Source organism: Rhizobium sp. KDH_Rht_773_N (assembly GCF_052946295.1).
Window position 1 is genome coordinate 3922556 of the sequence record NZ_CM129525.1, and the last position, 24226, is coordinate 3946781.

At 67.9% G+C, this 24226-nt stretch carries 22 protein-coding genes; 8 read left to right on the top strand and 14 right to left on the bottom strand.

What is annotated here, in order from left to right; genetic code table 11:
- Positions 1-52 precede the first annotated feature (52 nt).
- Both ACU8HS_RS19495 and ACU8HS_RS19500 read right to left on the bottom strand, forming a co-directional pair.
- Positions 53-517: a cyclophilin-like fold protein gene (locus ACU8HS_RS19495; protein WP_447014991.1), complete on the bottom strand. Its 465-nt coding sequence runs from the start codon at positions 515-517 to the stop codon at positions 53-55.
- Positions 490-1707 (bottom strand): MFS transporter, encoded by a 1218-nt coding sequence (locus ACU8HS_RS19500; protein WP_447014992.1) that lies wholly within the window; start codon positions 1705-1707, stop codon positions 490-492. The genes ACU8HS_RS19495 and ACU8HS_RS19500 overlap by 28 nt, the downstream gene beginning before the upstream one ends.
- 102 nt (positions 1708-1809) lie before the next feature.
- Between ACU8HS_RS19500 and ACU8HS_RS19505 the strand changes: the two genes are divergently transcribed.
- A complete protein-coding gene (locus ACU8HS_RS19505) occupies positions 1810-2700 on the top strand; it encodes a LysR family transcriptional regulator (RefSeq protein WP_112705184.1) in 891 nt (296 codons plus the stop codon).
- A 107-nt stretch (positions 2701-2807) separates the two neighbouring features.
- Here ACU8HS_RS19505 and ACU8HS_RS19510 read toward each other — a convergent pair whose 3' ends face one another.
- The 3 genes from ACU8HS_RS19510 to ACU8HS_RS19520 all read right to left on the bottom strand — a co-directional run bounded on the left by ACU8HS_RS19510 (position 2808) and on the right by ACU8HS_RS19520 (position 8062).
- Entirely contained in the window at positions 2808-3989 is a 1182-nt protein-coding gene (locus tag ACU8HS_RS19510; RefSeq protein ID WP_447014993.1) for an MFS transporter, read from the bottom strand.
- Positions 3990-4119: 130 nt separating this feature from the next.
- The gene (locus ACU8HS_RS19515) at positions 4120-5115 is read right to left on the bottom strand and encodes an alpha/beta hydrolase (protein WP_447014994.1); all 996 of its coding nucleotides are present in this window, start codon (positions 5113-5115) and stop codon (positions 4120-4122) included.
- Positions 5116-5263: 148 nt separating this feature from the next.
- Positions 5264-8062, bottom strand: coding sequence for an ATP-binding protein (locus ACU8HS_RS19520; protein ID WP_447014995.1), 2799 nt, complete (start codon positions 8060-8062; stop codon positions 5264-5266).
- Positions 8063-8270: 208 nt separating this feature from the next.
- Between ACU8HS_RS19520 and ACU8HS_RS19525 the strand changes: the two genes are divergently transcribed.
- Positions 8271-9509, top strand: coding sequence for an alpha-D-ribose 1-methylphosphonate 5-triphosphate diphosphatase (locus ACU8HS_RS19525; RefSeq protein WP_447014996.1), 1239 nt, complete (start codon positions 8271-8273; stop codon positions 9507-9509).
- A gap of 49 nt (positions 9510-9558) precedes the next feature.
- Here the strand turns inward: ACU8HS_RS19525 and ACU8HS_RS19530 are convergent, their stop codons facing one another.
- The 4 genes from ACU8HS_RS19530 to ACU8HS_RS19545 all read right to left on the bottom strand — a co-directional run bounded on the left by ACU8HS_RS19530 (position 9559) and on the right by ACU8HS_RS19545 (position 12312).
- Entirely contained in the window at positions 9559-10008 is a 450-nt protein-coding gene (locus ACU8HS_RS19530) for a carboxymuconolactone decarboxylase family protein (protein WP_112758658.1), read from the bottom strand.
- Positions 10009-10129: 121 nt separating this feature from the next.
- Complete coding sequence (gene ada / locus ACU8HS_RS19535) at positions 10130-11167, bottom strand: bifunctional DNA-binding transcriptional regulator/O6-methylguanine-DNA methyltransferase Ada (protein ID WP_447014997.1); 1038 nt, start codon at positions 11165-11167, stop codon at positions 10130-10132.
- Complete coding sequence (locus ACU8HS_RS19540) at positions 11167-11571, bottom strand: nuclear transport factor 2 family protein (RefSeq protein WP_112705192.1); 405 nt, start codon at positions 11569-11571, stop codon at positions 11167-11169. Before ACU8HS_RS19540 ends, ada begins: the two co-directional genes overlap by 1 nt.
- A 183-nt stretch (positions 11572-11754) precedes the next feature.
- The gene (locus ACU8HS_RS19545; RefSeq protein ID WP_447014998.1) at positions 11755-12312 is read right to left on the bottom strand and encodes a nuclear transport factor 2 family protein; all 558 of its coding nucleotides are present in this window, start codon (positions 12310-12312) and stop codon (positions 11755-11757) included.
- A gap of 173 nt (positions 12313-12485) precedes the next feature.
- On the opposite strand from ACU8HS_RS19545, the gene ACU8HS_RS19550 reads away from it, so the two are divergent.
- The gene (locus tag ACU8HS_RS19550; RefSeq protein WP_447014999.1) at positions 12486-13439 is read left to right on the top strand and encodes a LysR family transcriptional regulator; all 954 of its coding nucleotides are present in this window, start codon (positions 12486-12488) and stop codon (positions 13437-13439) included.
- A gap of 716 nt (positions 13440-14155) precedes the next feature.
- Here the strand turns inward: ACU8HS_RS19550 and ACU8HS_RS19555 are convergent.
- On the bottom strand, positions 14156-15088 hold the full coding sequence (locus ACU8HS_RS19555) for a LysR family transcriptional regulator ArgP (protein ID WP_112758666.1): 933 nt from the start codon (positions 15086-15088) through the stop codon (positions 14156-14158).
- A gap of 99 nt (positions 15089-15187) precedes the next feature.
- Here ACU8HS_RS19555 and ACU8HS_RS19560 point away from each other — a divergent pair, with 99 nt between their 5' ends.
- Positions 15188-15796 carry a LysE/ArgO family amino acid transporter gene (locus tag ACU8HS_RS19560; protein ID WP_447015925.1) on the top strand — a complete coding sequence of 203 codons (609 nt, stop codon included), beginning with the start codon at positions 15188-15190 and terminating at the stop codon, positions 15794-15796.
- 57 nt (positions 15797-15853) lie between these two features.
- On the opposite strand, the gene ACU8HS_RS19565 is transcribed toward ACU8HS_RS19560, so the two are convergent.
- Together ACU8HS_RS19565 and ACU8HS_RS19570 are read right to left on the bottom strand one after the other, a co-directional pair.
- Positions 15854-16468 (bottom strand): YceI family protein, encoded by a 615-nt coding sequence (locus tag ACU8HS_RS19565; protein ID WP_447015000.1) that lies wholly within the window; start codon positions 16466-16468, stop codon positions 15854-15856.
- 41 nt (positions 16469-16509) lie between these two features.
- Positions 16510-18051, bottom strand: a complete 1542-nt coding sequence (locus tag ACU8HS_RS19570) for a flavin-containing monooxygenase (RefSeq protein ID WP_447015001.1) — start codon at positions 18049-18051, stop codon at positions 16510-16512.
- A 137-nt stretch (positions 18052-18188) separates the two neighbouring features.
- On the opposite strand from ACU8HS_RS19570, the gene ACU8HS_RS19575 reads away from it, so the two are divergent.
- From ACU8HS_RS19575 to ACU8HS_RS19585, 3 genes are all read left to right on the top strand, one after another.
- A complete protein-coding gene (locus tag ACU8HS_RS19575) occupies positions 18189-18659 on the top strand; it encodes a pyridoxamine 5'-phosphate oxidase family protein (protein WP_112573605.1) in 471 nt (156 codons plus the stop codon).
- Positions 18656-19999, top strand: a complete 1344-nt coding sequence (locus tag ACU8HS_RS19580; protein ID WP_112705384.1) for a GAF domain-containing protein — start codon at positions 18656-18658, stop codon at positions 19997-19999. The genes ACU8HS_RS19575 and ACU8HS_RS19580 overlap by 4 nt, the downstream gene beginning before the upstream one ends.
- Positions 20000-20098: 99 nt before the next feature.
- The gene (locus ACU8HS_RS19585; protein WP_447015002.1) at positions 20099-22096 is read left to right on the top strand and encodes an ABC transporter ATP-binding protein/permease; all 1998 of its coding nucleotides are present in this window, start codon (positions 20099-20101) and stop codon (positions 22094-22096) included.
- Between the two features lie 197 nt (positions 22097-22293).
- On the opposite strand, the gene ACU8HS_RS19590 is transcribed toward ACU8HS_RS19585, so the two are convergent.
- Complete coding sequence (locus tag ACU8HS_RS19590; RefSeq protein WP_162713006.1) at positions 22294-22440, bottom strand: hypothetical protein; 147 nt, start codon at positions 22438-22440, stop codon at positions 22294-22296.
- Between the two features lie 349 nt (positions 22441-22789).
- Between ACU8HS_RS19590 and ACU8HS_RS19595 the strand changes: the two genes are divergently transcribed.
- Complete coding sequence (locus ACU8HS_RS19595) at positions 22790-23623, top strand: universal stress protein (protein ID WP_447015003.1); 834 nt, start codon at positions 22790-22792, stop codon at positions 23621-23623.
- Positions 23624-23645: 22 nt separating this feature from the next.
- Here ACU8HS_RS19595 and ACU8HS_RS19600 read toward each other — a convergent pair whose 3' ends face one another.
- Positions 23646-24218, bottom strand: coding sequence for a TetR/AcrR family transcriptional regulator (locus ACU8HS_RS19600; RefSeq protein ID WP_447015004.1), 573 nt, complete (start codon positions 24216-24218; stop codon positions 23646-23648).
- Positions 24219-24226 lie beyond the last annotated feature (8 nt).

The following is a 24226-nucleotide window of genomic DNA, read 5'->3' on the forward strand; positions in this document are numbered from 1 at the left end:
TCTCCTGGAGGGGAAGTTGCAATTCGCCGCGCGCGGCGGGTGGGCGCATCTCTCAGGCGGGAGCGATGCGAAGCGGGTAGTCGCCGCGTATCAGAAGCGGCTCGAAACCGTCGTCGAAGCGGCCGAGGCGGATCAGGCCCTTCGAATAGCGATAGCTGGCGTAATAGAAGACGAGATTGCCCCAGGGGGCGTAGTAGGCGATGTCGCCCGGACGTTCGCCGCCGAACGGTTCGTCGCGGATTTCGGTCAGCCTGCGCGGCAGGTAGGCGATCTTCTCGTTGGTCGAATAGTCGCCGATGGCGAGGTCGAGCGGCAGCATCCGCAAGAGTTCGCGCGCCGCCGGCGTGTCGTGGAGGGTTGCCGTCATCGAGTGCCGGTCGAATGTCATCCTGAATTTCATCGCGGACGGCTCCTGTCTCGTTGCCCGTGCAAGCGGCATGGAAGGGAAGGCCGCGGCCAGCGCGGCGCCGATGAGATGGCGGCGGCCGATCATCGCGCGGTCCTCGCCTGATGCCATGCGGCTGCAGCCAGGAGGGACGAGCCCGCCAGAAGCACGGCGGCGAGCGCAAAGGTCGCCCGCCAGCCGGCATGGTCGAAAAGCGTGCCGCCCAGTGAGGCGCCGGCGGTGATGGCGAGCTGGATGACGGCAACCTGCAGGCCGCCGCCGGCCTCCGCGTCGTCAGCCATCGTCCGGGCGAGCCACGTGCCCCAGCCGACAGGTGCTGCCGTGCCGAACAGGCCCCAGCCGATGAGGAGGATTGCGGTGATTGCCGTCGAGAAGCCGAAGACGACAAGGCCAATCGCGATGGCGGCCATGACCAGTGGAATGGCGGCGAGAATGGCGAACAGCCGGGCGTGGAGGAGATGGCTGATACAGTATGTTCCGGCGACCCCGGCAAGGCCCATCAGCAGAAGCAGCAGGGAGAGCACCGGGATCGAGACATGCGTCACCGTTTCCAGGAACGGGCGCAGATAGGTGAAGAGCGCGAACTGGCCCGCAAACAGGAACAGGATGGATGCCATGCCGGTTGCGACCGGCGGGCGCATGAGCAGCCGCAAGACGTTTGACGGCTTTTGCCCGTGCGCCTGCGTTCTCTCCGGCGGCAGCGCGGGAAGGTTCGCCCACTGCCAGACGAGGGAAAGGACGGCCAGCGGCACAACGGCGAAGAAGGCGCCGCGCCAGCCGATATAGCTTCCGAGCCAGCTTCCGAGCGGGGCGGAGACCGTCGCGGCGATGGCGTTGCCGGCGTTCAGCATCGCAAGGCCCCTCGGTACGGACGAGGCGGGAACGAGGCGCATGACGATGGCTGTCGACATCGACCAGAAGCCGCCGATGGCGACACCCAGCAATGCGCGTCCGGCCATGAGCGTCAGGTAATCGGGCGCGAAGGTGACGACGGTGCCGGAAACGACGAGCATCGCCGAGAAGGAGGCGAGCACGAGGCGGCGGTCGATGCCGCGGGTCAGGTTCGCGACGAAGAGGCTGGTCAGGACGGCGAAGACACCCGATATCGAGATCGCCTGGCCGGCGCGCCCCTCGGTGACGCCGAGATCGCCTGCAATGGGCGAGAGCAGGCTGACCGGCATGAATTCCGATGCGATGAGCACGGCCACGCAAAGAGCCATCGCCAGCACCGCGCCCCATGCGGCGGGAGCGGGGGCGGAACTGGCCGGGATATGGGGCCGAACGAGTGTTTGCTGATCCATGCCCGCAAACATAATCCGGAGCGACTGCGAAGATTAGCACTTGCAATTCGCTTGGACTTATCGATTTCTGACATTAATCGACGAATGCAGAGGGCATGCGGAATGAAGCGGGAAGACCTGAACGACATGCTCTGGTTCCTGGTCGTGGCCGAGGAGCGAAGCTTCACCAAAGCGGCGGCGAAGCTCGGAACGTCGCAATCGACGATCAGCCACACGATCAAGAAACTCGAAGCGCGCATGGGGCTGCGGCTTCTGACGCGCACCACGCGCAGCGTCTCGCCGACGGAGGCGGGCGAAAGGCTCATCCGCTCGCTCGCGCCGCGCATCGAGGAGCTGGAGTCGGAGATCGACCAGCTGATGGAGATCAGGGACAAGCCCTCGGGCACCGTCAGGATCACCCTGTCGGACCACGCGCTCGCGAGCGTCGTCTGGCCGAAGCTGCGCCCCCTGCTGAGCAGGTATCCGGATATCAAGGTCGAGCTGAACAGCGACAACGGTTTCCGCAATATCGTGGAAGAGAAGTTCGATGCGGGTGTCCGCCTCGGCGAGAGCCTCGACAAGGACATGGTTGCCGTTCGCATCGGACCCGACTGGCGTCTCGTCGCCGTTGCCTCCCCGGATTACCTGGCCAAGCGTCCGGCCCCGCAGGTGCCGCAGGACCTTGTCGGCCATGATTGCATCAATCACCGGCAGGCGCGGTCGGGCGGGTTGTATGCATGGGAATTCGAGAAGGATGGACGCGAGCTGCGCGTGCGGGTGGACGGACAGCTGATCTTCAACACCTCCTACGCGATGATCGACGCAGCGGTGCGCGGATACGGCATCGCCTATGTTCCGGAAGACCTGGTCGCCGCGGACATTGCCGCGGGGCGGCTCGTCCGCATCCTCGACGACTGGTCGCCCTTCTTCCCCGGCTACTACATCTACTATCCCAGCCGCCGGCAGAATTCGCCCGCCTTCCGGCTCGTCATCGAGGCGCTGCGGCAATCCTAGCCGTCTTGCGGCGTAAAGGCCCTCCGGCCGGAAACAGCGCGGCCCGCGGAAAAGGCGCCGCAATCAGCCCCGCCTTGTGCCGGGGCGCGATGCCTGGCAGCGCCCGGCTACCGGCCGAGGCTTTCCTCCGGCGCGCGCAGCGGCACGAGCGAGAGCAGGGCGAGCGCGGTGAGTGCGGCGCCGGCGATCGCCAGCGGCCAGAGGCCGATGGAGATGAGGGGGGCGACGGCGGTGGTTCCGAGGGCGGCCGTGCCGAGGATGGCGGCCACGACGATTGCGGCGGCGCGGGAATGGTCGCCGCGGGCGGCCGATATGGCGCGGTGGAAGCCGACAGGGCCGCGGATGCCGAAGCCGAAATTGACGAGCGCCCAGAGCGGCACGAGCACGGACAGGCTGCTTGCGCCGGCAAGCGCATAGGCTGAGATCGCCGCGAAGGCGCAGGGCATGATTGCCGTGCCGGCGCGGATGGTGCGCAGCGTGCCGAACCTGGCCGCCGCCCAGGCGGAGGAATTGGCCGAGACGATGTAGACGGCAATGCCGCTGACCTGCAGGATGACGAAAGCCTCGATGCCCCGGTCGAGCGGGCCGGTCAGCACGGCCGGCAGGCCGAAGACGAAGACCAGCAGGCCGCCGAGCGACAGGGCCTGGCTGAGCGCATAGCTCACGAATTCGCGGTTTTTCAGGATGGCGAGATAGCTGTGATGCTCTTCCGTCTCCTGCCGGCGCGGGAAACGGTCCCGCTGCCAGAAGACGGCGGCGGCGATCAGCGCCGAAAAGACGGCGAGCAGCACGAAGGAAATCTCCCAGCCGCCGATCTCCAGCAGGTAGGCGCCGGCGATCGGGGCGAGCGCCGGCGCCAGCGATTCGATGGAGCCGAGCCGGCCCATGGCGGCGGCCGCCCTGTCCTGCGGGAAGAGGCCGTGGATGAAACCGGGGGCGAAGACGGCCGGGCCGGAGCCGAAGGCGCCTTGGGCGAAACGCAGGGCGATCAGCCATTCGATCGAGGGGGATTCGGCGGCGGCGAGCGAGGCCAGCCCGAAGAGGGCGAGCGACCAGATAAGCAGCTTGCGCGGATCGAAGCGCGCGCCGAGTTCGCCGAAGGTCAGGAGCCCGGCCAGCGTGCCGAAGGCATAGGCGGCAAGCACCAGCTGCGCGGTCTCCGCGCTGCCGCCGAGCTGGGCCGGCAGGCTGGGTACGGCCGGCAGCACGAGATCGGTCCCGGCAATGCCGAGAACGGTGCCGGCGGCGATGAGGAAGAACAGGGCTGACGGTCTTGCGGGCGCGCTCATCGGCCCTGGCTATCAGAGTCGCGGCCTGCGACCAATCGCCCCGCGCCGATGGCTGCCATTCAAAGATTTGATCCTTGCGGCGCCGGACAGGCGGCGCGGCGCGTGGGACGCGCGCGCGCCGCCGCGGGGTTCAGTGCGCCGCGGGCGCCAGATAGCGGCGCAGGTTGTCGTTGATCTGCTCGATCGCCGCTTCGGTGGAAGGCACGTTGCGGATCGCGTTCAGGAGCACGAAATCGTGGATCGTGCCGTTGTAGCGGGCAGCCGCCACGCTGACGCCGGCCTCCTTCAGCTTGCGCGCATAGGCCTCGCCCTCGTCGCGCAGCGGGTCGTTCTCGGCGGTGATGACGAGGGCCGGCGGCAGGCCCTTCAGCTGGTCGAGGCTGGCGCGCAGCGGCGAGACATAGGGGTTGTCGCGGGTCTTCGCGTCGGGCGCGTAGAGATCCCAGCCGTATTTCATGAAGGCGCGGGCGAGGAAGCGCTGCTCGCCATAGTCATGGTAGGAGCCGGTATCGACGCTGGCATCCGTCGCGGGAATGAGAAGGGCCTGGAAGCTGATCTTCGGGCCGTTGCGGTCCTTGGCCATCAGCGCCAGCGCCGCCGCCATGTTGCCGCCGACCGAATTGCCGGCCACCGCGATGCGGCTGCCGTCGGCGCCGAATTCGCCGGCATGGGCCGCCACCCATTTCAGCGCGGCGTAGGACTGGTCGAGCTGGGTCGGGAAACGCGCCTCGGGAAGCGAGGTATATTCGACGAAGACGCCGACCTGGCCGGAGCCGACCACGAGATCGCGCAGCAGGCGCTTGTGGTTGTCGAAATTGCCGACGATCCATACGCCGCCATGGATGAAGAGCAGCACGCCGGGTTTGCCGGTCACATGCTCGGGCTTCATGATGTAGAGCTTCACGCTCTGGCCGTCCTGGGTGATGGTCTGCTCGGTCGTGGTGACGCCGGACGTATCGACCGGCGTCATGTTCTGAAGCCCGGTCAGGATCTCCTGGGGCTTGGGCTGCGGCAGCTCCCAGAACGGGCTCGGGTCCTTGTTGATCTCGTTCAGGAAGGCGCGGACCTGGGGGTCTATGCGCGGGTCGGTGGCGGCGTCGGGGGCTGCCTGGGCGGGCTGAATCATGAGGGTTGCTCCGAGGCTGAGGGTTGCGAGTAGGGGCAAGAGTTTCACGGTCGTTTTCTCCGGGAAGGTTGCACGCAGCCCCATTGGTAGCGCCGGGCGCGGTGCCGCCGCTTCTGTCAAATGACCAGTCGGATGACAGGTTGATCTATTACCCTTCGGGTGTCGCGGCGTCCGCCAGGATGGGGCGCAGGGCGGCGCGGGAGGTGACGCCGGTCTTGGCGAAGATGCGGTGCAGGTGGTAGCCGACCGTGCGGTGCGAGAGGTAGAGCCTTGCGCCGATTTCCTTGTTGGAGAGCCCTTCGGCGGCAAGCTCTGCGATATGCAGCTCCTGCGGCGTCAGGCTCTCCCAGACATATTCGGTCCGCCGGCGGCTCGTCTCGCCGGAAGCGCGCAGCTCCTCGCGGGCGCGCTCGCTCCAGGGCAGGGCGCTCAGCGCGTCGAAAATGTCGCGCGCCTCGCGCAGCGGCGCGCGCGCGTCGGCGGGCCGGCGCTGGCGGCGCAGCCAGGCGCCGTAGGCAAGCAGGATGCGCCCGCGCAGGAAGGGCCATCTGCGCGCCGGCGGGCCAAGGCCCTCGCGGTAGAAGCGCTCGGCATCGGCGGGGGCGGCCAGCAGCGCCCTGCCGTAGCACAGCATGGTCGCGACCCAAGGCACCGGCGCGGGGCCGGCAATATCGGCCATCTGCCCGATCACCGCCTGCGCCTCTTCGGCATGGCCGGAAATGACGGCGGCCTCGACGAAATCGGCAAGGCCGAAGAACTGGATGCCGGTATTGAAGGCGGGGTCGGCCGGCGCAAAAAGCCGGCGCAGGTGCTCGTAGGCTTCCCAGTGGCGGCCGGCGCCGATGGCGGCGATGCCGCGCGCCGTCTGCAGCATGGCGAGAAGGAAGCTCGCGCCGACGGAAACGACCAGCCGCTCGGCCTGCGCGGCATAGGCCTGCGACTGGTCGAGATTGCCCATCATGCCGGAAAGCCGCGCCTTGACGATCGTGGCGGCGGCCACCCACAGCGTGCCGCCCGTATCCTCGGCGAAGCGGACGGATTCTTCGGCCTCCCGCATCGCGCCCGTCCAGTCGCCCACCTCCATTTCCGCCCAGGCCTGGGCAAAGAGCACGCGGGCGAGATCGCCGAGCCGGCCCTGGTCGCGCAGGGCGGCGGCCGAACGGGCAAGGAAGCTGACGCCGAGATCGAAGGCGCCGACGACATTGGCCGTGCTGCCGAGAATGCGGGCGGCGACCGGATTGCCGCCGCCGGTGCCGGCAAGCTGGCGCAGCCGGGCGGCCGTTTCGCCGCCGAGCCGCAGCGGCTCGACATAGGCGGATATGGCGATCAGGCAGGGATCGGTCTCGGGCAGGGCGAGGCTGCCGGCCGCCGTCAGGACGCTGTTGCGCACCGCCGCGTCGGCATTGCTCCACCAGCAGCGCTGGGCCGCGCGCCAGAGCAGGTTGCCTGCCAGGTCGGTCGCGCCGGCGGCGCTCGCCGTGGCGGCAAGGCCGACAAGGCTCGGGATCCTGGCGGGGTCGCTGACCATCGGCGGCTGGCCCATCTCGCGGCACCAGCCGATGCGCGCCGAAGCGACGGGATCGGGCTCGCCGATATCGGCCTGGCGCAGCAGGCGCTCCAGAAGGTCCGGCTGGCCGAGATCGGCGGCAAGCTCGGCGGCGCGCAGGAAACGGTCGCTCCTCGCCTTCGGCGTGCCGCTGAGCGCCGCCGCCTTTTCGAGCACCTCGATCGCCATGGCGACGGCGCCCTTGCGCAGCGCGCGGCCGGCCATCGCGTCATATTCGCCGGCCAGTTCTTCGTCCGGCCCGATCGTCGCCGCCGCGCGATGCCACAGATGCCGGTCGAGTTCGGCCTCGACGATCACGGCAAGGGCGGCATGGATGCGCTGGCGCGTCGCCAGGTCCGCCGCCTGATGCATGGCCGAGCGCACCAGCGGGTGGCGGAAGCGCAGCTCGCTTTCGTCCACGTCGATCAGCCTGGCGGCAACGGCGGGTGCCAGTGCGCCGACATCGGCGGCGGCACCGATCAGCGCCCGGCCGGCGCGCAGGATCTCGTGCAGCGAGGTCGTGTCGTTTTCGGCGGCCACGAAAAGCAGCATGCGCGTTGCGGCGGGAAGATCGGCAAGGCGGGCGGAGAAGGCGCGCTCCAGCCGGTCGGTCAGCGGCAGCCATGTCGTATCGCGGATGTCGGCCGCCCGCCTGTCGCGCGGCAGTTCCATGAGGGCAAGCGGATTGCCGGCGGCCTCCTTCAGGAAGCGGCCGCGCAGCTCGGCCGAAAGGCCGGGCGCATGGGTATCCAGCAGGCGGCCGGCATCGGCTTCGCCGAGGCCGGAGAGCCGGAGCCGCAGGTTGGCCGCGTCGTCGAACAGGCGCTCGAAGCCGTCGCGCATGCCGACGAAGAGCAGCACGGGGTCGGAGGTGAGCCGGCGCGAGATGAAGGCCAGCACTTCGTAGGTCGCCTCGTCCAGCCACTGGGCGTCGTCGGCAATGAGGAGGATCGGCTTTTGCGCGGCACTTTCCGTCAGCAGCGAGAGGGCCGCGAGCGCCACCAGGAATATGTCGGGCGCGGCCGCGCCCTCATGCAGGCCGAAGGCCGAAAGCAGGGCCGAGCGCTGGCGGGGCACCAGATTGGCCGCCTCCTGCATCAGCGGGCGCAGCGCCTGTTCCAGCGCGGCGAAGGGCAGGTGCACCTCGGCCAGGACGCCGGTCATGCTCAGCACCGTCAGGTCGCGCCCCCTGGCCCGGCGCCGTGCCTCGTCGAGAAGTGCGGATTTTCCGATGCCCGGTTCGCCGCTGATGACGAGCGTCGAGCCGCCGTGATCGATCCGGGCGATCAGGCTGGCGATCAGTTCCACGTCGCGGTCGCGGCCCTGCAGCAGCGCGGGCAGGGGTGCGCCCTTGCCGCGCCTGCGCCGTGGCTGCCCCGTCCTGTCCGCCTGCCTTGCCATGTCTTCCCCGCCGCTCGCCCGGTCCAAGCCTGCCACCGGCGGGCGTGTCCGTAAAGCGGATTGCGCCGCCCGTCTCCCGCTGCCGCCGGGCCGAGGGCAAATGCGGCCGAAACGGCAGGACGGTCGCAAATCTGTCATGCGGGCTGGTTAGAAGCGGCTCCCGCGGCCGATTCCGCCGCCGCGCCACTCCTTTTCGGGAACGAGACCCATGCAGAACAATCCGGCAGTGATCATCGAGGGCGCCAGCGTGGTGTTCGGCGAGCGCCTGGAAATTGCCTCCGTGCGCATCGAGGACGGCCGGATCAGCGGCATCGACGTCGCGCGCGACGGGGCAGACGTCGTCGACGGACGCGGCCATCTGCTCGGCCCCGCTTTCGTGGATATTCACGGCGACGCTTTCGAGCGGCAGGTCATGCCGCGCCCCGGCACCATGCTGCCGGTGGCCGCGGCCCTGCTGGAGACCGACCGCCAGCTTGCCGCCAACGGTATTGCGACCGCCTATCACGCGCTGACGCTGAGCTGGGAGCCGGGGCTGCGCTCGGTCGAAACCGGCTATGCGATCGTGCGCGCGCTCGATGCGCTGGCGCCGCGGCTGACGGTGGACAACCGCGTGCAGCTGCGCTGGGAGACCTTCTGCTTCGAGGCGATCGATCTCATCCGCGAGGCGCTGGCCGGCCCGCGCCTGCCGTCCGTCGCCTTCAACGACCACACCTCGATGGTGATGCTGCATCCCTCGACGCCGCTGCAGGAGCGGCCCTTCGATCTCGACCCGGCCTTCCCGACGGTCGATCCGGAAACGCCGGCCTTCGCCGAGAAGATGGCCGAGCGCGCCAAGCGGGCAAAGATCCCGGTGGCCGACATGGTGGCGCTGGTGCGCGACATGTGGGCGCGCCGCCCGGACGTGCCCGATGCGATCGAGCAGGTGGCGGCGCTTGGAAAGGCTGCCGGCGCGCCGATGCTCTCGCATGACGACAGCCAGATCGAAACGCGCGATTTCTTCCGCGCCCGCGGCGCGCGCATCTCGGAATTCCCGATGAACCGGCGCGTGGCGCGGGCCGCCCGCGACGCCGGCGATTTCATCGTCTTCGGCGCGCCCAACGCCACGCGCGGCGGCAGCCATCTCGCCTCGATCGGCGCGGCCGACATGATCCGCGAAGGCCTCTGCGACATTCTCGCCTCGGATTATTATTACCCCGCCATGCTGCTCGGCCTCGCAAGGCTGAAGGCCGACGGCGTGGCGCCGCTGCACGCGCTCTGGCCGCTCGTCTCCGCCAACCCGGCCCGCGCCAGCGGCCTTTTCGACCGCGGCGCGATCGAGCCCGGCAAGCGGGCCGATCTCGTGCTGGTCGAATGGCCCGAAGGTTCCGCACCCGCCGTGCGCCGCACCTGGGTCGGCGGCCGCGAAGCCTACCGCGCCGCGCCCACGGGCGAGCCGGCGTTCGCCTGACGCGCCAATGGCGAGGCGGCATCGTCGCCTCGCCGTGGTGCGAGCCGGATCAAGCCGCCCTGGCGGCCACGGGAAGGCGGAAAGGGGCGCCGAGGCGGTTGAAGGCGTTCATCGCCGCTATGGCGATCGTCAGATCGACGAGGTCCTTCGGGCCGAAGGCGGCGGCCGCCGCCGCATAGGCCGCATCGGAGGCGTGCGTTTCGCTGAGCCGCGTCACTTCCTCGGCCCAGGCAAGGGCGGCGCGCTCCCGGTCGGAGAACAGATGCGGGACTTCGTCCCATACCGGCACCAGGGCGATCCTGTCGACCGACATGGTCTTGCGCAGGTCGCGGCCGTGGGTGTCGATGCAATGGGCGCAGCCGTTGATCTGGGATACCCGGAGGAAGACGAGGTGGATCAGTTCTTCGGGCAGGCCCGTGTTCCTCGTTACGTAGTGATGCACGCCAAGCAATGCCTTTGCGCCATCAGGCGCGATTTCATACCAGTTCAGGCGGGCCATATGTTTGCCTTTCGTAAAGGATGGGTCATGACGTTTCGTCGCCGGCGCCTGGCGCCGTCGGCAATTTGTGGCGACCGGCCGCAGACACGGTCGGCAGGTCGGGGGCGCCCGGCGGCGCAGCCTATGTGGAAGCTTTCGTCGCCTGCGCGGCGGCGCATTCGCGCTCCAGCAGCACCCGTTTTCGTTCCAGCCCCCAGGTGTAGCCGAAGAACGTGCCGTCGCTCTTGACGACGCGGTGGCAGGGAATGGCGACCGCCAGGGGATTGGAGGCGCAGGCGCTGGCGACCGCATTGACCGCCCGCGGGTGTCCGACCCGCCTTGCGATCTCGTCGTAGGAGACCGTGCTGCCGGCAGGCACCGATTGCAGCGCCTGCCATACGCGCCTCTGGAAGACGGTTCCGCGAATGTCGAGCGGCAGATCGTTCGAAAGGTTCGGCGCTTCGACCAGGCCGACGACCTGGGCGACCGTGCGCTCGTAATCGGCATCGCCGCCGACTAGGGTGGCTTTCGGAAAACGATCCTGCAGGTCGCGCAGCAGCGCCTCCGGGTCGTCGCCGATGAGGATGGCGGCTATGCCTTTCAGGCTGGAGGCGATGACGATTGCCCCGAGCGAGGTCTGCCCGACGGCGAAAAGCAGCGTTTCCTGCGCTCCGCCATCCTTGAAATGGCGCGGCGTCATGCCGAGGGACTTGTTGGTGACGGCGTAGAACCGGCCGCTCGAACCATAGCCCGCGTCGTAGAAGGCCTCGGTCACGGGGCGTCCGCGCACCAGATTTTCCCGCACGTCCGCCGCCCGCTTCTGCTCCCGGTACGCGCGCGGCGTCAGGCCGGTATATTTGCGGAAAAGCCGGTGAAAATGGCCTTCGCTCACGCCGACAGCATGGGCGAGCGCCGATATCGAGGCGGGACTGTCGGCTTCCTCGATCAGCCGGCATGCCTCGGCGATGATCTCGCCGTTTCGCTGCTCGAAATTTCCTTCGTTCGGCCGGCAGCGGCGGCAGGGGCGAAATCCGGCCCGCTCGGCCTCCTCGGCGGATCGGAAAAGGCGCAGGTTCTCCGCGCGGGGCACGCGGGAGCCGCAGCTATTGCGGCAGTAGATGCCGGTGGTGACGACGCCGCGCCACGGGCCTTCGATGCAGGGATTCGTGCCCTGTGCCATCAGGGCCGGTCCCGGCGCTGCGATCCGAACGGATTGTCGATCAGATAACGCCACAAGCCGTCGTCCCCCCGTCGCGCGATATCCGTTGCCGTTGCCACCATGTTGACCTCAGTACCATCGCGGGCGGTGCCGATATAGGACCAGTCGAGAATGAGAAGGGCCGTATCGGCCGCGACGAACAGGTGGCGTTGCGTGATCGACATTTGCAGGCCGAGTGAGAAATATTTCTCAAGTTCCGCTCCGATGGCCTCGCGGCCTTTGTGCTCGTGGCCCGCCGCATCGATAATCATGGCCTGCGGGTGGTAGAAGCCGAGCATCGTTTCGACGTCAAGGGAGTTGAGGTGGGCAAGCAAGGCCGGGACGATCGCCTCCGGTGTGGCCGCCAGCGCATAGTTCTGGTTCATGTCGTCTATCCTGTCTCATGTCGCCCGCCATCTGCGGGCAGGCCATGGATGGCACGGACGCCAGGACCGGAAACTCCGTTTTCTGATTTCAGATTCTCCTTTTGGCTCATGTCGGCGCATGGCGCTTCTGCGCCATGGCCGGGTTGCGCGAGGCGCAGGGCCGCTATCGGCCCGCCGCCCGCATCAGGAGGCCGCCCCGCGCGCCAGGGCCGCCGATTGCTGCAGCGTGATGGCGTGGCTGATCGGGTCGGCGTGGCGGTGGGCAAGGCGCCACTGGCCCTGCTCGCGCCGGTAGACGAGGGTGACGCGCAGCGCCCAGTCCTGCGCCGGCAGGCCGCCGACTTCCACATTGGCGCGCTCGATGACGGCAAGCGCCACCATGTCCGTGCCGGCATAGGCGGCGACGAGTTCCTGTTTCAGCACGCCGTTCCGGAAGAAGGTCTTCATGCCCTCCCAGGTCTTTTCGGTAAAACCCGCCTCGTGCGAGGGCGTGCCGCCGAAGGGCGACATGAGGGTGAAATCCTGCGTGCGCGGCACCAGCGCCCGGTAGGCATCGACTTCGCCGCGCAGCAGCGCGCCGTTGGCCTCTTCGGAAAGGCGGGCCAGCCGCTCGGCCGGGGGCATGTCGGTGGGGGGCATGTCGGCGGCGGGCATGTCGGCGCTGGCCTCGCGCAGGCCGGCGGCAAGGGAGGCAAGGCCGGTCGCGCCGGCGGCAAGAAGGGTTCGTCTGGACGGTGACATCAGGTGTTCCTCTGCTTGGGCGGGCCGCGCGAAAATTCCCGCACCTGCGGCCCCGCGTGTCTGGTTTTCGTGTCTGGCTTTCGTGTCCGGTCGCGGAGGCGCGGCGCTGCGGCCGGGCTGCTTTCGGAATGCCAGTTTCCACCTGCTGAATCCAATGATATGATTTCAGCGATATGCTGAATGAAATTGATCTTTCCCGCGCCGATCTCAACCTGCTCGTGCTGTTCGAAGCGGTCATCGAGGAGGGCCATGTCGGGCGCGCCGCCGACCGGCTGAACATTTCGCCCTCCGCCGTCAGCCACGGGCTGCAGCGTCTGAGGCGCATGCTCAACGATCCGCTCTTCGTGCGCACGCCGAAGGGCGTGGTGGCGACGGCGCGGGCGCTGGAGCTTGCGCCGCCGGTGGCCGATATCCTTGCCAGGGTGCGCAGCGTGGTGGCGACGGCCGAGCCTTTCGATCCGGCCGGCTCCAGCCGCCGCTTCACGCTCGGCGCCCCCGACGGCGTTTCGGCCGTCTTCCTGTCGCCGCTGCTTGCGCTCATGGCAAAGGCTGCGCCGCGGGTCGCCATCAGCATCCGCCAGCTGCTGCCGGAACAGGGCGAGAGCGCGCCGGCGCGGGCCTGGCGCGGCGCCTTTGCCGAGCTGGAATCGCGCGCCATGGACATTGCCGTCATGCCGGCCGACGACATTCCGGCGCGCTTCCATTGCGTCACGCTCTACGAGGAGGATTTCGTCATCGCCATGCGCGCCGGCCACCCCTTTGCCGAGGCGCCGACGCTGGAGCGCTATGTCGGCATGCGGCACCTCGTCGTGTCGCTCGCCGGCGATCCGCACGGTTTCGTCGATACCGCGCTCGAACAGCATGGCCTGCGCCGGCGCATGGCGCTGACGGTGCCGAATTTCATGTTCGCGCTCGCCATTGCCGGCGAGAGCGACATGCTGGTCGCCGTGCCCCGCCGCTTCGCCGCCCTCTACGCCACCCGCTTCGGCCTCGTGACCGCGGACGCGCCGCTTGCCCTGCCACGCTTCCGCCTGAACGCCGTCGCCCCGCACGCCGCGATGATGGATGCCGGGCTCGGATGGCTGTTTGGGATGTTGGTTGAGGCTTGTGGTGGGGGGAGTGAGTAGTGGGTAGTGAGTAGTGAGTAGTGAGTAGGGAATAGCGAGTGGCGAATAGCGAATAGGGAATGGGGAATGGGTTTCAGCGGGTCATGGACGGCTCTGCGGATTCCCTTTCTCCCCTGGGGGCCGAAGGACGGGTTGAGACCCGCGCAACCTCGGTCAGGCGCCCGACGCGCGGAGCGGAGCCACACGCTCAACCTTGCCCGTTTTCACCCGAAGCCCACCCCAACCTCGGTCAGACGCCCGACGGGCGGAGAGGGCCACACGCTCAACCTTGCCCGTTTTCACCCAAAGCCCACCCCAACCTCCCTCATTCCTGTGCCTGTCACAGGAATCCAGCCACCGCGCGTCCGCGCGGTGAATGACTCCCATATGCAGCAGGCAAATGAGTCTCTCCTGCCCAAGGACTTGGGCAGGCTGGATCCCTGTGACAGGCACAGGGATGAGGTGGGGAGGGGAGCGTCGCTGCCCAAAGCAGGCGTCGGGCATGGCGACAAGGGGGTTTTCCGCAGCCTCCACCACCCGACACGGCCCTTCCACCGCCACCCCAACGGTGCCTCACCCAGTCCGCGCAACCGTTCTGGCGGAAGGCTCACCCCAACCACCCCATTCCCGTGCCTCACCCGTCCCTCCCAACCGTCCTGCCCGGAGGCCCGCCCCAACCAACTCATTCTTGTGCCTGTCACAGCAATGAGGGGAGGATGCGTTGGTGGCCTTGCCCGTCAGCCGGCGCGGTGGCGCAGGTGCAGCACGTCGGCGCTGACCAGCGAGCGGCGTGCTACGTCGATCACCGTGCGCGTCAGGGCCGCCAGCCGGTCGGCGGCGAGGCGGCTGATTTGCCAGTAGAGGACGATGTCGAGCGGCGTGGCGGGGATGAGTTCGACGAGGCGGCCGGCGGCGATGTGGTCGCGGGTGAGCTGGATCGGGTTCATGCCCCAGCCCATGCCGAGCAGGGCGGCGTCGAGGAAGCCCTGGGTGGCGGGCAGCCAGTGGGTCGGGACGTTGATCTCGGTTGCGAGCGTGCGGCGGATCCATTCCGCCTGCAGCCGGTCCTTCTGGTTGAAGGTCAGCGAGGGGGCGCGGGCGAGCGCTTCCTTCGTCACGCCGTCGGGGAAATGGCGGCGGACGAATTCCGGGCTGGCGGTGGCGTGGTAGCGCAGCGCGCCGAGCGAATAGCGGCGGCAGCCGGCGACCGGCTTTTCCATGCTGGTGACGGCGGCGATGACGCGGCCGCGCTCCAGCCATTCGGCCGTGTGGTCCTGGTCGTCGACGGAAATGTTGAGCAGGTAGTTCGAGCTTTTCGAAAAATCCGCCATCGCCTCCAGGAACCAGGTGCCGAGGCTGTCGGCGCTGGTGGCGATCTGCAGGGTGACGCGCTCTTGAGGACTGTCGCGGTCGCTGAGGGCCGGCAGGTGCTCCAGCAGCTCGCTTTCCAATATGCCGACATTTTCCATGTGGCGGCAGAGCCAGTCGCCCTTTTCCGTCGCCGTGCAGGGCGTTGCGCGCACCACGAGGGCGGCGCCGACGCGCTCTTCCAGCTGGCGGATGCGCTGGGAGACGGCCGAGGGCGTGACATTGAGCAGGGCTGCGGCCTTTTCGAAACTTCCGGTCTGGACCACGGCATGCAGGACGCGAAGGGCGGGATAGTCGATCAAGTTAAGCTGCGCTTCATTAACGTAAGGATGATTAATTAGCCTAATGTCAGCCATCCGTCTAGGGAGTGCGTGAGCAAAGAGACGGAAAGCCCTGATATCATGGACCTTACGACCTATTTCACCGGCATGACCGCCGGGCTGAGCCTGATCGTGGCGATCGGCGCGCAGAACGCCTTCATCCTGCGCCAGGGGCTGCGCAGGCAATATGTGTTTTCCGTCTGCCTGGCCTGCGCCCTGTCGGATGCGGTCCTGATCGTGCTCGGCGTCACCAGCCTGGCGCAGGTGGTCGCCCTCATGCCCTTTCTCGATCCGGTCATGCGGTACGGCGGGGCGGCCTTCCTGCTCTGGTACGGGGCAAGAAGCCTGTTTTCGGCGGTGCGCTCCGCCGGCGCGCTGGACGTGGCCGGCGGGGCGGGCGCGGGCTTCGGCCGCACCATGGCCATGTGCCTGGCGCTCACTTGGCTCAACCCGCATGTCTATCTCGACACCGTCATCCTGCTCGGCTCGATCTCGACGCGTTTTGCCGGCCATCAGGCGGCCTTTGCGGCGGGGGCTGCGACCGGCTCCTTCCTGTTCTTCTTCACGCTCGGATATGGCGCGGCCTGGCTGCGGCCGATCTTCGCCCGGCCGGCCGCCTGGCGCATCCTCGAAACCGTCATCGCCTTCGTCATGTGGCTGATCGCGTTCCGGCTCCTCAAGGGGATGTGACGGCCGCGGGCGGGCGAAGCCTGCGCCGCAAGGCCCGCCCGCCGCCGATGCCCGGCCTCAGTTCACGGCCTTCTTCGGCGGCGCGAACTCGGTCTCGATGAGGATGGTCACGTCGTCGCTCAGCACCGGCAGATAAATGCCGAGGCCCCAGTCGCTGCGCCTGATCGTCGCCGTTGCGGAAAAGCCGAGCTTCGGGGCCTTTTCCATCGGGTGCTCGGCCATCGAGCCGTTGAAGGTGACGTCGAGCACGGCCGGATGCGTCTGGCCGCGGAAGGTGAGGTCGCCCGTCACCTTGCCGGTCTTCGGGCCGGTAACGGCAATCGCGGTGGAGACGAAGCGGATCGGCTGGCCGGCCAGGAAATCGCCGCCCTTGCCGATCTTGCCGTCGAAATCCTCGACTTCGGGGAGGGGGAAATCGGTGCGCACGGAGGCGGGATCGATCGTGGCTGTCAGCGTCGAGGCCGCCGGATTTTCGGCGTTCCAGGCCAGTTCGGCGGCAATGCCGGTGAAGCGCGCCGTATAGTTCGACAGGCCGAAATGGCCGATCTTCCAGGTCAGGCTCGTATGGGCGGGATCGGAGACATAGGCGCCCGAAGGGGCGGGTGCCGGCTGTTGCGCGAAGGCGGGCATTGCGGCCAGCGCTGCGAGCGCAAGAAGGCGCAGAAGGTTCATGGCGGCGGTTCCTTTTCGTGAGGTTTGCTGTGGGAGGGGCTTCAGACGGCGGCCTGAAGCGGGTCGAGGGCCAGGAGATTGCGGATCGCCAGTTCCTCGGCGGTGAAATCGGGCGAGGTGATGGCGCCGAATTCGGCCGCCTGCGCCTCGACCCTGGCGGCGGCATCGGCCAGCGCGTGCGGTCCCTGCAGGCGGAAGGAGGCGGGCGACAGCGGCCCGAAGAGCAGGGCGCGCTTCAGCTGCGGCCAGCGGGCGAGATCGGGCTCGACGCCGGCGTGGCGGGCAAAGACGAGGGCCGCGGCATGCATCGGCAGGCTGACCGGGCCGGAGCGCGTGGCGCGGCTGCGGCTGACGCCGGCAAGCATCGCCTCGCGCGGCGGCAGCGCCGCCGGCTCGCGAAGGCAGAGCGCCGCCCAGCGGGCCTGCAGCTCCAGAACCGGGAAGGCCGGGCCGACGAGATCGAAGAGGCCGAGGAAGGCAAGGCCCGGCAGATCCGGATGGAACGTGTGGTCGAAGAGATCGACGCCATAGGCATCGAGGCCGATTGCGCCGGCAAGCTCCTCGCAAAGCCAGGGCATGGACATGCGGTAGCCGGTGCCGAAGAGGATGGCGTCGGCCCGCACGCTGCTGCCGTCGCGCAGATGCACGGTCTGCCCCTCGATGCGTTCCATCCACGGCCTGACCTCGATGCGGCCTTCGGCAACGGCCGGCAGGAAGCCCTGCGACTGCGAAATGCCGGCGGCAAAGGCATTGCCCGAAGGCTCCGGCGCGCCGAACTGGCCGGGAGAGCCCGCCAGCTGGCGGATCTTCATCGTCAGCCCTTCGGCCAGCATTTCCGGCGGCAGCACGCGTTCCATCAGTGCGGCGGCGCGGTTGAACATCACATGGTCGGTCGGCACGCCGGCAATCAGCTTGGGCAGGACGTAGCGCTGTCTCCGGTTGGTGACGACGACCCTGGCCGCTCCGCCCTGGGCGATATCGGTGGCGATTTCGAGCGCGCTGACCGAGCAGCCGGCAACGACCACGCTGCGGCCGCGATAGCGTTCGGCGCCGGCATATTGGGCGGTGTGGGCCGCACCGAGCGAGCCGGTGAAACCCTCAAGCCCGGCGATGTCGGGAACGTCGGGCAGGGCCTGCCGGCCGGTCGCGACGACGACGCGGGAGAAGGCCTCGACGCGGCTGCCGGCATCGCTGCCGGAGCGGACGAGCCAGCCGGCGCCGGCGCGCTCCAGCCGCTCCACCCGCGTCTTCAGCCTCAGATGCGGCATCAGGCCGGAGGAAAGGGCGTAGCGTTCCAGATAGTCCAGCATCTCTTCCTGCCGCAGGTAGGTGTGGCTGCCGGGGGCATGGTCGAGATCGGAAAAGGCGGTCATGACGCGGCTGGTATTGGTGCGCATGCCGGGCCAGGTGGCGCTGGTTGCCGCCGCCGGGTTCCACTGGCCGCCGAGGCGGGCGGAGGCTTCGAAGATGACGGGTTCCAGGCCGGCGGCGATCAGCCAGCGGCCGGCGGCGAGGCCGGCCGGCCCGGCGCCGATCACGGCGACCCTGTTGTCGGGCATGGTGAGGATGGATGTGTCGGACATGAGATGGCTTGCTCCGTTTGCGGTGCGGGCCCTCTAGCGAATTTGCCGGCCGCCGTTTCCTAAAAGCTCACTAAGCCGGTTGGCGAAAATCCTAAAACCTGCCTAAGTGGAGCGGGCAGCGCATTTTGAGGAAGGGCATGTTTCAGGAGGATATTGCGGCTTTCATGGAGAGCCCGGTGATGCAGATCATCGGCACGGCGAGCGCGGCCGGCCGGCCGGAAATTGCCCGCGGCGCCGGCGCCTGGACATGCCGCGAGCGCCAGACCGTCTCGATCGTCGTTTCCGAGTGGCAATGGCCGCAGACGATCGCCAATCTCAGGCAGAACGGCAAGGCGGCGGCCACCTTCACCCGCCCGTCCGACTATGTTTCCTACCAGGTCAAGGGGCGGGCGGAGCTGCGGCCGGCCACGGGCGAGGAGATGGAGCGTTCCGACCGCTATATCGTCGATGTCGTCTCCACCCAGATGAAGCTCGGCCTGCTGCCGGAGCTCATCATGCCCGTCCTCGGCAACCGGCAGGCCGTGGTCGTCACGCTGCATGCGGCGGCGATCTTCGTGCAGACGCCGGGCGCGCAGGCCGGCAGCCGCATCTGGAGTGCCGCGCCATGAGTCTCAAGCTCTCCGATCTCTCGGCCTGTTTCGAAGGCGTCATTCCCTCGATCATCTCGACCGCCGATGCCGAGGGCCTGCCGAACATTTCCTATCTCTCGCATGTGGCGATGGTGGACGACCGGCATGTGGCGCTGTCGAACCAGTTCTTCGCCAAGACGGCCGCCAATATCCGGCTCAACCCGCATGCCGCCGTGCTGCTGGTCGATGCGCGCAACGCCGCGCAGTTCCGGCTCGAAGTGGTCTTCGCCTATTCGGTGGACGAGGGGCCGCTCTTCGATCATCTGTCGCTGCAGCTCGATGCCAGCAGCGCCCAGGTCGGCATGGCCGGCATCATGAAGCTGCGCAATCTCGACGTTTTCCGCGTGATACGCATCGACGCGATCCCCTCGCAGGTCGCGACGGCGGAGCCGGACGAGCCGGAGCGCGACAGGATCGCCGCCGCGGCGGCCATCGTCGAGGCGATCGGCGCGCAGACGGATGCCGACGGCATCGTCGACGCGACGCTTGCCGGCATCCGCGACCATCTGGGCTTCGGCCAGAGCCTGCTGTTGCAGCTTTACGAGGAGCGCAGCCAGCTCGTCACCATCGGCAGCCTCGGCTACGAACATTCGGGCATCGGCTCGGACGTGCCGGTCGGAGAGGGCGTCATCGGCGCTGCGGCCGGCGGCGGGCGGCTGGTCAAGGTCAGCGACATGAGCCGCATCCGCCGCTTCGGCGCGGCCGTGCGCGATTCGGCCGCCGACGAGGACCGCACCCGCTCCATCCCGCTGCCGGGCATGCCCGACGCGATGAGCCAGATCGCCGTGCCGATGATTGCCGCCGGCGCGCTGCGCGGCGTGCTCTTCGTCGAGAGCCGGAAACGGCTGGCCTTTTCGGGAGAGGACGAGGCGGCGCTTTCGATCGTGGCGCGGCAGGCGGCGACGTCGCTGGCGCTCAGCGAGGTCCTGTCGCTCGACAGCGAGCCGGCAAGGACGGCGGCAAGCGAGGCTCCGCCTCCCGAACGCTCCATCCATGTGGTGCATCACCGCTTCGACGACAGCATCTTCATCGACGGCGAATATGTCATCAAGGGCGTGGCCGGCCGGCTGCTCGCCTCGATGCTGGAGAAACATCTGGAAAGCGGCCGGCTGGAATTCACCAACCGCGAAATCCGCCTCGACGCGACGCTGAAACTGCCCGACTTCAAGGACAATCTCGAAACCCGCCTGCTGCTTCTGCGTCGCCGGCTGGACGAAAAGGCGCTGCCGGTGCGCCTGCAGCGGCTCGGCCGCGGGCGGATCGCGCTTGCGCTCGACGGCCGGCTGCGGCTGGAGGGGCGCACGGACCAGAAGGGCTAGGGCAGGCCCGCCGCCGGGCCGGGCCGGTTTTTCCGCGGCGCAGGCCGGCCCGATCGCGCCCGCATGAAACCTTTCGGCCCCTTGGCCGTTTTCGCGCTCATGACCGACGCAAAAATTCCTTCCACATCGGTCGGCGGCGCCGAGGCAGATGGTGCCGATGTATCGCCCCCGGCGCAGGCGCCGGCCGTCGAGGCCGGGCCGCCGCCCGACATGATCGAACCCGATCCGGGCCTGACTCCGGAAGAGGCGGAGCGGGCGCGCAAGAAATATCTGCTGAAACGGTTCTGGATCAGCGCGCGCGGCTTCTGGGGGCGCGGCGGGGACGGGTTCGCCTGGCCCTTCACGGTCGGGCTGGTGGCGATGATCTGCATGAATGTCGGCTTCCAGTACGGCATCAACAGGTGGAACCGCGCCATATTCGACGCCATCGAGCGGCATGACGCGGCCACCGTCTATTATCTCGGCGCCGTCTTCCTGCCGCTCGTGGCCGGCAGCGTCGTGCTCGTCACCAGCCAGGTCTATGTGCGCATGATGATCCAGCGGCGCTGGCGCAAGTGGCTGGCGCGCGGCCTCATCGCCCGCTGGCTGGCGAACGGGCGCTATTACCAGCTGAACCTGATCGGCGGCGACCACAAGAACCCGGAGGCGCGCATTTCCGAAGACCTGCGCATCGCCACCGAATCGCCCGTCGATTTCACCGCCGGCGTCATTTCGGCCTTCCTGTCGGCCTCCACCTTCATCGTCGTTCTCTGGGCGATCGGCGGGGCGCTCACCCTGCCGGTCGGCGGCACGCGCATCACCGTTCCCGGCTTCCTCGTCGTCACCGCCGTGCTCTACGCCGCCATCACCTCGACCACCATCGCCGTCATCGGCCGGCGGTTCGTCGCGGTCTCCGAGGTCAAGAACCAGACGGAGGCGGAGTTTCGCTATACGCTGACGCATGTGCGCGAAAACGGCGAGAGCATCGCCCTTCTCGGCGGCGAGGAGGAGGAGCGCAACGATCTCGACCGCACCTTTTCCAACGTGCTCGGCCAGTGGGCGCAGCTTGCCCGGCAATATATGCGCACGACCTTCGTCTCGCACGGGTCGATGCTGGTTGCGCCGGTCGTGCCGGTGCTGCTCTGCGCGCCGAAATTCCTCGAAGGCAGCATGACGCTCGGCGAGGTGATGCAGGCGGCATCCGCCTTCGCCATCGTGCAGACCGCCTTCGGCTGGCTGGTCGACAACTATCCGCGCCTTGCCGACTGGAACGCCTGCGCGCGCCGCGTCGCCTCGCTGATGATGTCGCTCGACGGGCTGGAGCGGGCCGAAAAGAGCGATGCGCTGGGGCGCATCCAGCGCGGCGAAACGCAGGGCGAGGCGGTGCTTGCGCTGAACGACCTTGCCGTATCGCTGGACGACGGCACCGCCGTGGTGACGGAAACGCAGGTGGAAATCGAGCCCGGCGAGCGGGTGTTGGTCTCGGGCGAATCCGGCTCGGGCAAGAGCACGCTGGTGCGCGCCATTGCCGGCCTCTGGCCCTGGGGCCACGGCAGCGTCGATTTCCACCCCGGAAGGCGCCTGTTCATGCTGCCGCAGCGGCCCTACATTCCCTCCGGCACGCTGCGCCGGGCCGTCGCCTATCCCAAGGCCGCCGACGGCTGGCCACTCGCAGAGATCAGCGCCGCACTCGAGACGGTCGGGCTTGGCTATCTCAACGAGAAGCTGGAGGAGGAGGCGCCGTGGGACCAGATCCTGTCGGGCGGCGAAAAGCAGCGCCTCGCCTTCGCCCGCCTGCTGCTGCACGATCCCGATATCATCGTGCTCGACGAGGCCACCTCCGCGCTTGACGAGAAGAGCCAGGACCGGATGATGGACATGCTGATCCGCGAATTGCCGAAAGTCACCATCGTCAGCGTCGCCCACCGGGCCGAACTCGAAGTCTTCCACAGCCGCAAGATCACGCTGGAGCGGCGCGAGGGCGGCGCCAGGCTGGTCAGCGACATAGACCTCGTGCCGCGCAGCAGGAAACGCAACGTGCTGTCGCGCCTGCTGGTCAACCGGGGCAAGGCGGCTCGGGCGTCCGCCGCCGCCGGGCGGCCGGCCGGCGAAAGCTGAGCCTGCGCGTGCCCCCCGCGTTTTCCGGCCGCGCAGGGAAAGATTGCAATCCGTTGAATAGAAATTATTATTAACTGATAATAATAAAGCATTCACCGATTTACTCTATAAAAAGGAATAGACGAAAGAGGGAGGGGCCTCTGTTTATTGTTTCGGTATTGGATGAGGGTGAAGAGAGAAACTTCGTCGCCGTCGGTTTACACATCAGCGGCGGCGAGCTTTTCATCGATGTCGGCGGCGTCGAACACCAGTTCCGGCTCGCCGACCTGATCGACATTCTCTCGGTGGACCGTCGCCGCCCGCAGAGGAGCGAAGGGCGCCGGCGCACCCTTGCGCTGTGCCATTGAGCCGCCGCTAGAGCGCTTCCGGCGAAAACGGAATCGGCGGAAGCGCTCTATCCTATTGTTTTTTCGTAATTCCGGACGGAAAACCGGTTCCCACTTTTCCTGGAATTGCTCTCTTTCAGCGGCAAGAAGAGGTCGGCGACCGTTTCGTGCTCCGCCACCTCGGGAAAGAAGGTCAGCCGCCGGCAATAGAGCGGGAAGTCGCGCGCTTCCTCGCCGGCGCGCCCGACCGTTCCTGCGGTTTCTCACGCGGCGGCGCATGTCGCCAAAAATCCCTGTTGACCGATGTCAAAGACCGCCCCCGGCCGGATCGCTACCGTGGCGATGTCCATCACGGAGGGCAGCCATCATGGCCATTGCGACAGTTCTGAGCATCCTCAAAAGCAGCAGCTACGAGCGGGATCTGGAAGGCGCGGCGGGGTTCTGCGCCACCCACGGGGCGCATCTGACCGCGCTTGTCGTCTCCATCGGCGCGGCGCCGTCATTCGGGCAATATGACGTCGTCTCCACCAGCTGGCTGGACGAGAGGCGCAGGGAGATCGACGAACTCGCCGCGGCGGCGGAGAAGATCAAGGCGGCGCTGTCCGGCCGCGACCTTTCGTTCGAGGTTCAGGATCTCTACACCGAATTCGCATGGGCCGACGAGGATATCGCCGAGCGCGCCCTCTATGCCGATATCGTGCTTCTGGGAGGCGAGGCGGCAGACGACGCGGACTTCCGCAGGCGGATCTTCGACGGCGCGCTTTTCCAGGCGCCGACGCCGGTGCTGATCAATCGCGGCGGGCATGCCTTCGCCGCGCCGCCGAAGGCCGTGGTGCTGGCCTGGGATTCCAGCAACGAGGCGGCGCGGGCCGCCCGCCAGTCGCTCGATCTTCTGGAAAGGGCCGGGCTCGTGCATGTGACCATGGTCGATCCGGTCGCGCGCATGGGCGTGAACGGCGAAGAGCCGGGCGCCGACATTGCGGCCTTTCTCGCGCGCCACGGGGTCAAGGTGCAGGTCGACCGCCTTTCGAGCGAAGGAAAGAGCGCCGACGCGATCATCGCCAGACATGCGGTGGACACCGGCGCAGAGCTGATCGTCATGGGCGCCTACAACCACCCGAGATGGCAGCAGAGCCTGTTCGGCGGCGTCACCCGAAGGATGGTCGAGGATTGCCGGCTGCCGCTGCTGCTCGCGCATTGAGAGCCGGCAGATATGGGCGCGCTTAGGCCTTGAGCCTTTCAAGCTGCGGGCCGACGATTGCCGCAAACAGGCCGGGATTGCCGAGCGCGCGGGCGGACAGCATGGCGCCGTGGACGCAGGCCATCAGCATGTCGGCTTCCTCCTCGGGCGTTTTGTCCAGCCGCAAGAGTCTGGCGTCCGCACCGGCCTTCAGCACCGATGCCAGCCAGGCCGCCAGATTCTCGAAATGGGCCTGCACGAGCAGGGCCACGGGGGCGGGCAGCATCTGCATTTCGCCGGCCAGCATGGCGCAGACGCAGAAGGGCTGCGAGGCGTCGAGGATGCATTTTTCCCAATAGGCCAGATAGGCCCGCAGCTGGCCGGCGGGGTCCGGCACATGCGCGCCGATCGCCTTCAGGCCGGCGCGGGCGCGCTGCGTGTAGCGCTCGACAAGGACCTGCATCAGCTCGGCCTTGGTGGGGAAATGGTGGTGGATGCTCGCCTTGCGGATGCCGACCGCCTCGGAAATGTCGGCATAGCTGAAGCCGTTGTAGCCGCCCGCGATGACGAGGGACTGGGCGATGTCGAGGATCTTTTCCGAAGTCGTCTGTTCCATGCCGCCTG

What these genes read in the sequence shown, in the direction of transcription:
- ACU8HS_RS19495 (WP_447014991.1), bottom strand. Translation starts at nt 517, where the DNA reads ATGGCATCAGGCGAGGACCGCGCGATGATCGGCCGCCGCCATCTCATC.
- ACU8HS_RS19500 (WP_447014992.1), bottom strand. Translation starts at nt 1,707, where the DNA reads ATGGATCAGCAAACACTCGTTCGGCCCCATATCCCGGCCAGTTCCGCC.
- ACU8HS_RS19505 (WP_112705184.1), top strand. Translation starts at nt 1,810, where the DNA reads ATGAAGCGGGAAGACCTGAACGACATGCTCTGGTTCCTGGTCGTGGCC.
- ACU8HS_RS19510 (WP_447014993.1), bottom strand. Translation starts at nt 3,989, where the DNA reads ATGAGCGCGCCCGCAAGACCGTCAGCCCTGTTCTTCCTCATCGCCGCC.
- ACU8HS_RS19515 (WP_447014994.1), bottom strand. Translation starts at nt 5,115, where the DNA reads ATGATTCAGCCCGCCCAGGCAGCCCCCGACGCCGCCACCGACCCGCGC.
- ACU8HS_RS19520 (WP_447014995.1), bottom strand. Translation starts at nt 8,062, where the DNA reads ATGGCAAGGCAGGCGGACAGGACGGGGCAGCCACGGCGCAGGCGCGGC.
- ACU8HS_RS19525 (WP_447014996.1), top strand. Translation starts at nt 8,271, where the DNA reads ATGCAGAACAATCCGGCAGTGATCATCGAGGGCGCCAGCGTGGTGTTC.
- ACU8HS_RS19530 (WP_112758658.1), bottom strand. Translation starts at nt 10,008, where the DNA reads ATGGCCCGCCTGAACTGGTATGAAATCGCGCCTGATGGCGCAAAGGCA.
- ada (WP_447014997.1), bottom strand. Translation starts at nt 11,167, where the DNA reads ATGGCACAGGGCACGAATCCCTGCATCGAAGGCCCGTGGCGCGGCGTC.
- ACU8HS_RS19540 (WP_112705192.1), bottom strand. Translation starts at nt 11,571, where the DNA reads ATGAACCAGAACTATGCGCTGGCGGCCACACCGGAGGCGATCGTCCCG.
- ACU8HS_RS19545 (WP_447014998.1), bottom strand. Translation starts at nt 12,312, where the DNA reads ATGTCACCGTCCAGACGAACCCTTCTTGCCGCCGGCGCGACCGGCCTT.
- ACU8HS_RS19550 (WP_447014999.1), top strand. Translation starts at nt 12,486, where the DNA reads ATGCTGAATGAAATTGATCTTTCCCGCGCCGATCTCAACCTGCTCGTG.
- ACU8HS_RS19560 (WP_447015925.1), top strand. Translation starts at nt 15,188, where the DNA reads ATGGACCTTACGACCTATTTCACCGGCATGACCGCCGGGCTGAGCCTG.
- ACU8HS_RS19565 (WP_447015000.1), bottom strand. Translation starts at nt 16,468, where the DNA reads ATGAACCTTCTGCGCCTTCTTGCGCTCGCAGCGCTGGCCGCAATGCCC.
- ACU8HS_RS19570 (WP_447015001.1), bottom strand. Translation starts at nt 18,051, where the DNA reads ATGTCCGACACATCCATCCTCACCATGCCCGACAACAGGGTCGCCGTG.
- ACU8HS_RS19575 (WP_112573605.1), top strand. Translation starts at nt 18,189, where the DNA reads ATGTTTCAGGAGGATATTGCGGCTTTCATGGAGAGCCCGGTGATGCAG.
- ACU8HS_RS19580 (WP_112705384.1), top strand. Translation starts at nt 18,656, where the DNA reads ATGAGTCTCAAGCTCTCCGATCTCTCGGCCTGTTTCGAAGGCGTCATT.
- ACU8HS_RS19585 (WP_447015002.1), top strand. Translation starts at nt 20,099, where the DNA reads ATGACCGACGCAAAAATTCCTTCCACATCGGTCGGCGGCGCCGAGGCA.
- ACU8HS_RS19590 (WP_162713006.1), bottom strand. Translation starts at nt 22,440, where the DNA reads ATGGCACAGCGCAAGGGTGCGCCGGCGCCCTTCGCTCCTCTGCGGGCG.
- ACU8HS_RS19595 (WP_447015003.1), top strand. Translation starts at nt 22,790, where the DNA reads ATGGCCATTGCGACAGTTCTGAGCATCCTCAAAAGCAGCAGCTACGAG.
- ACU8HS_RS19600 (WP_447015004.1), bottom strand. Translation starts at nt 24,218, where the DNA reads ATGGAACAGACGACTTCGGAAAAGATCCTCGACATCGCCCAGTCCCTC.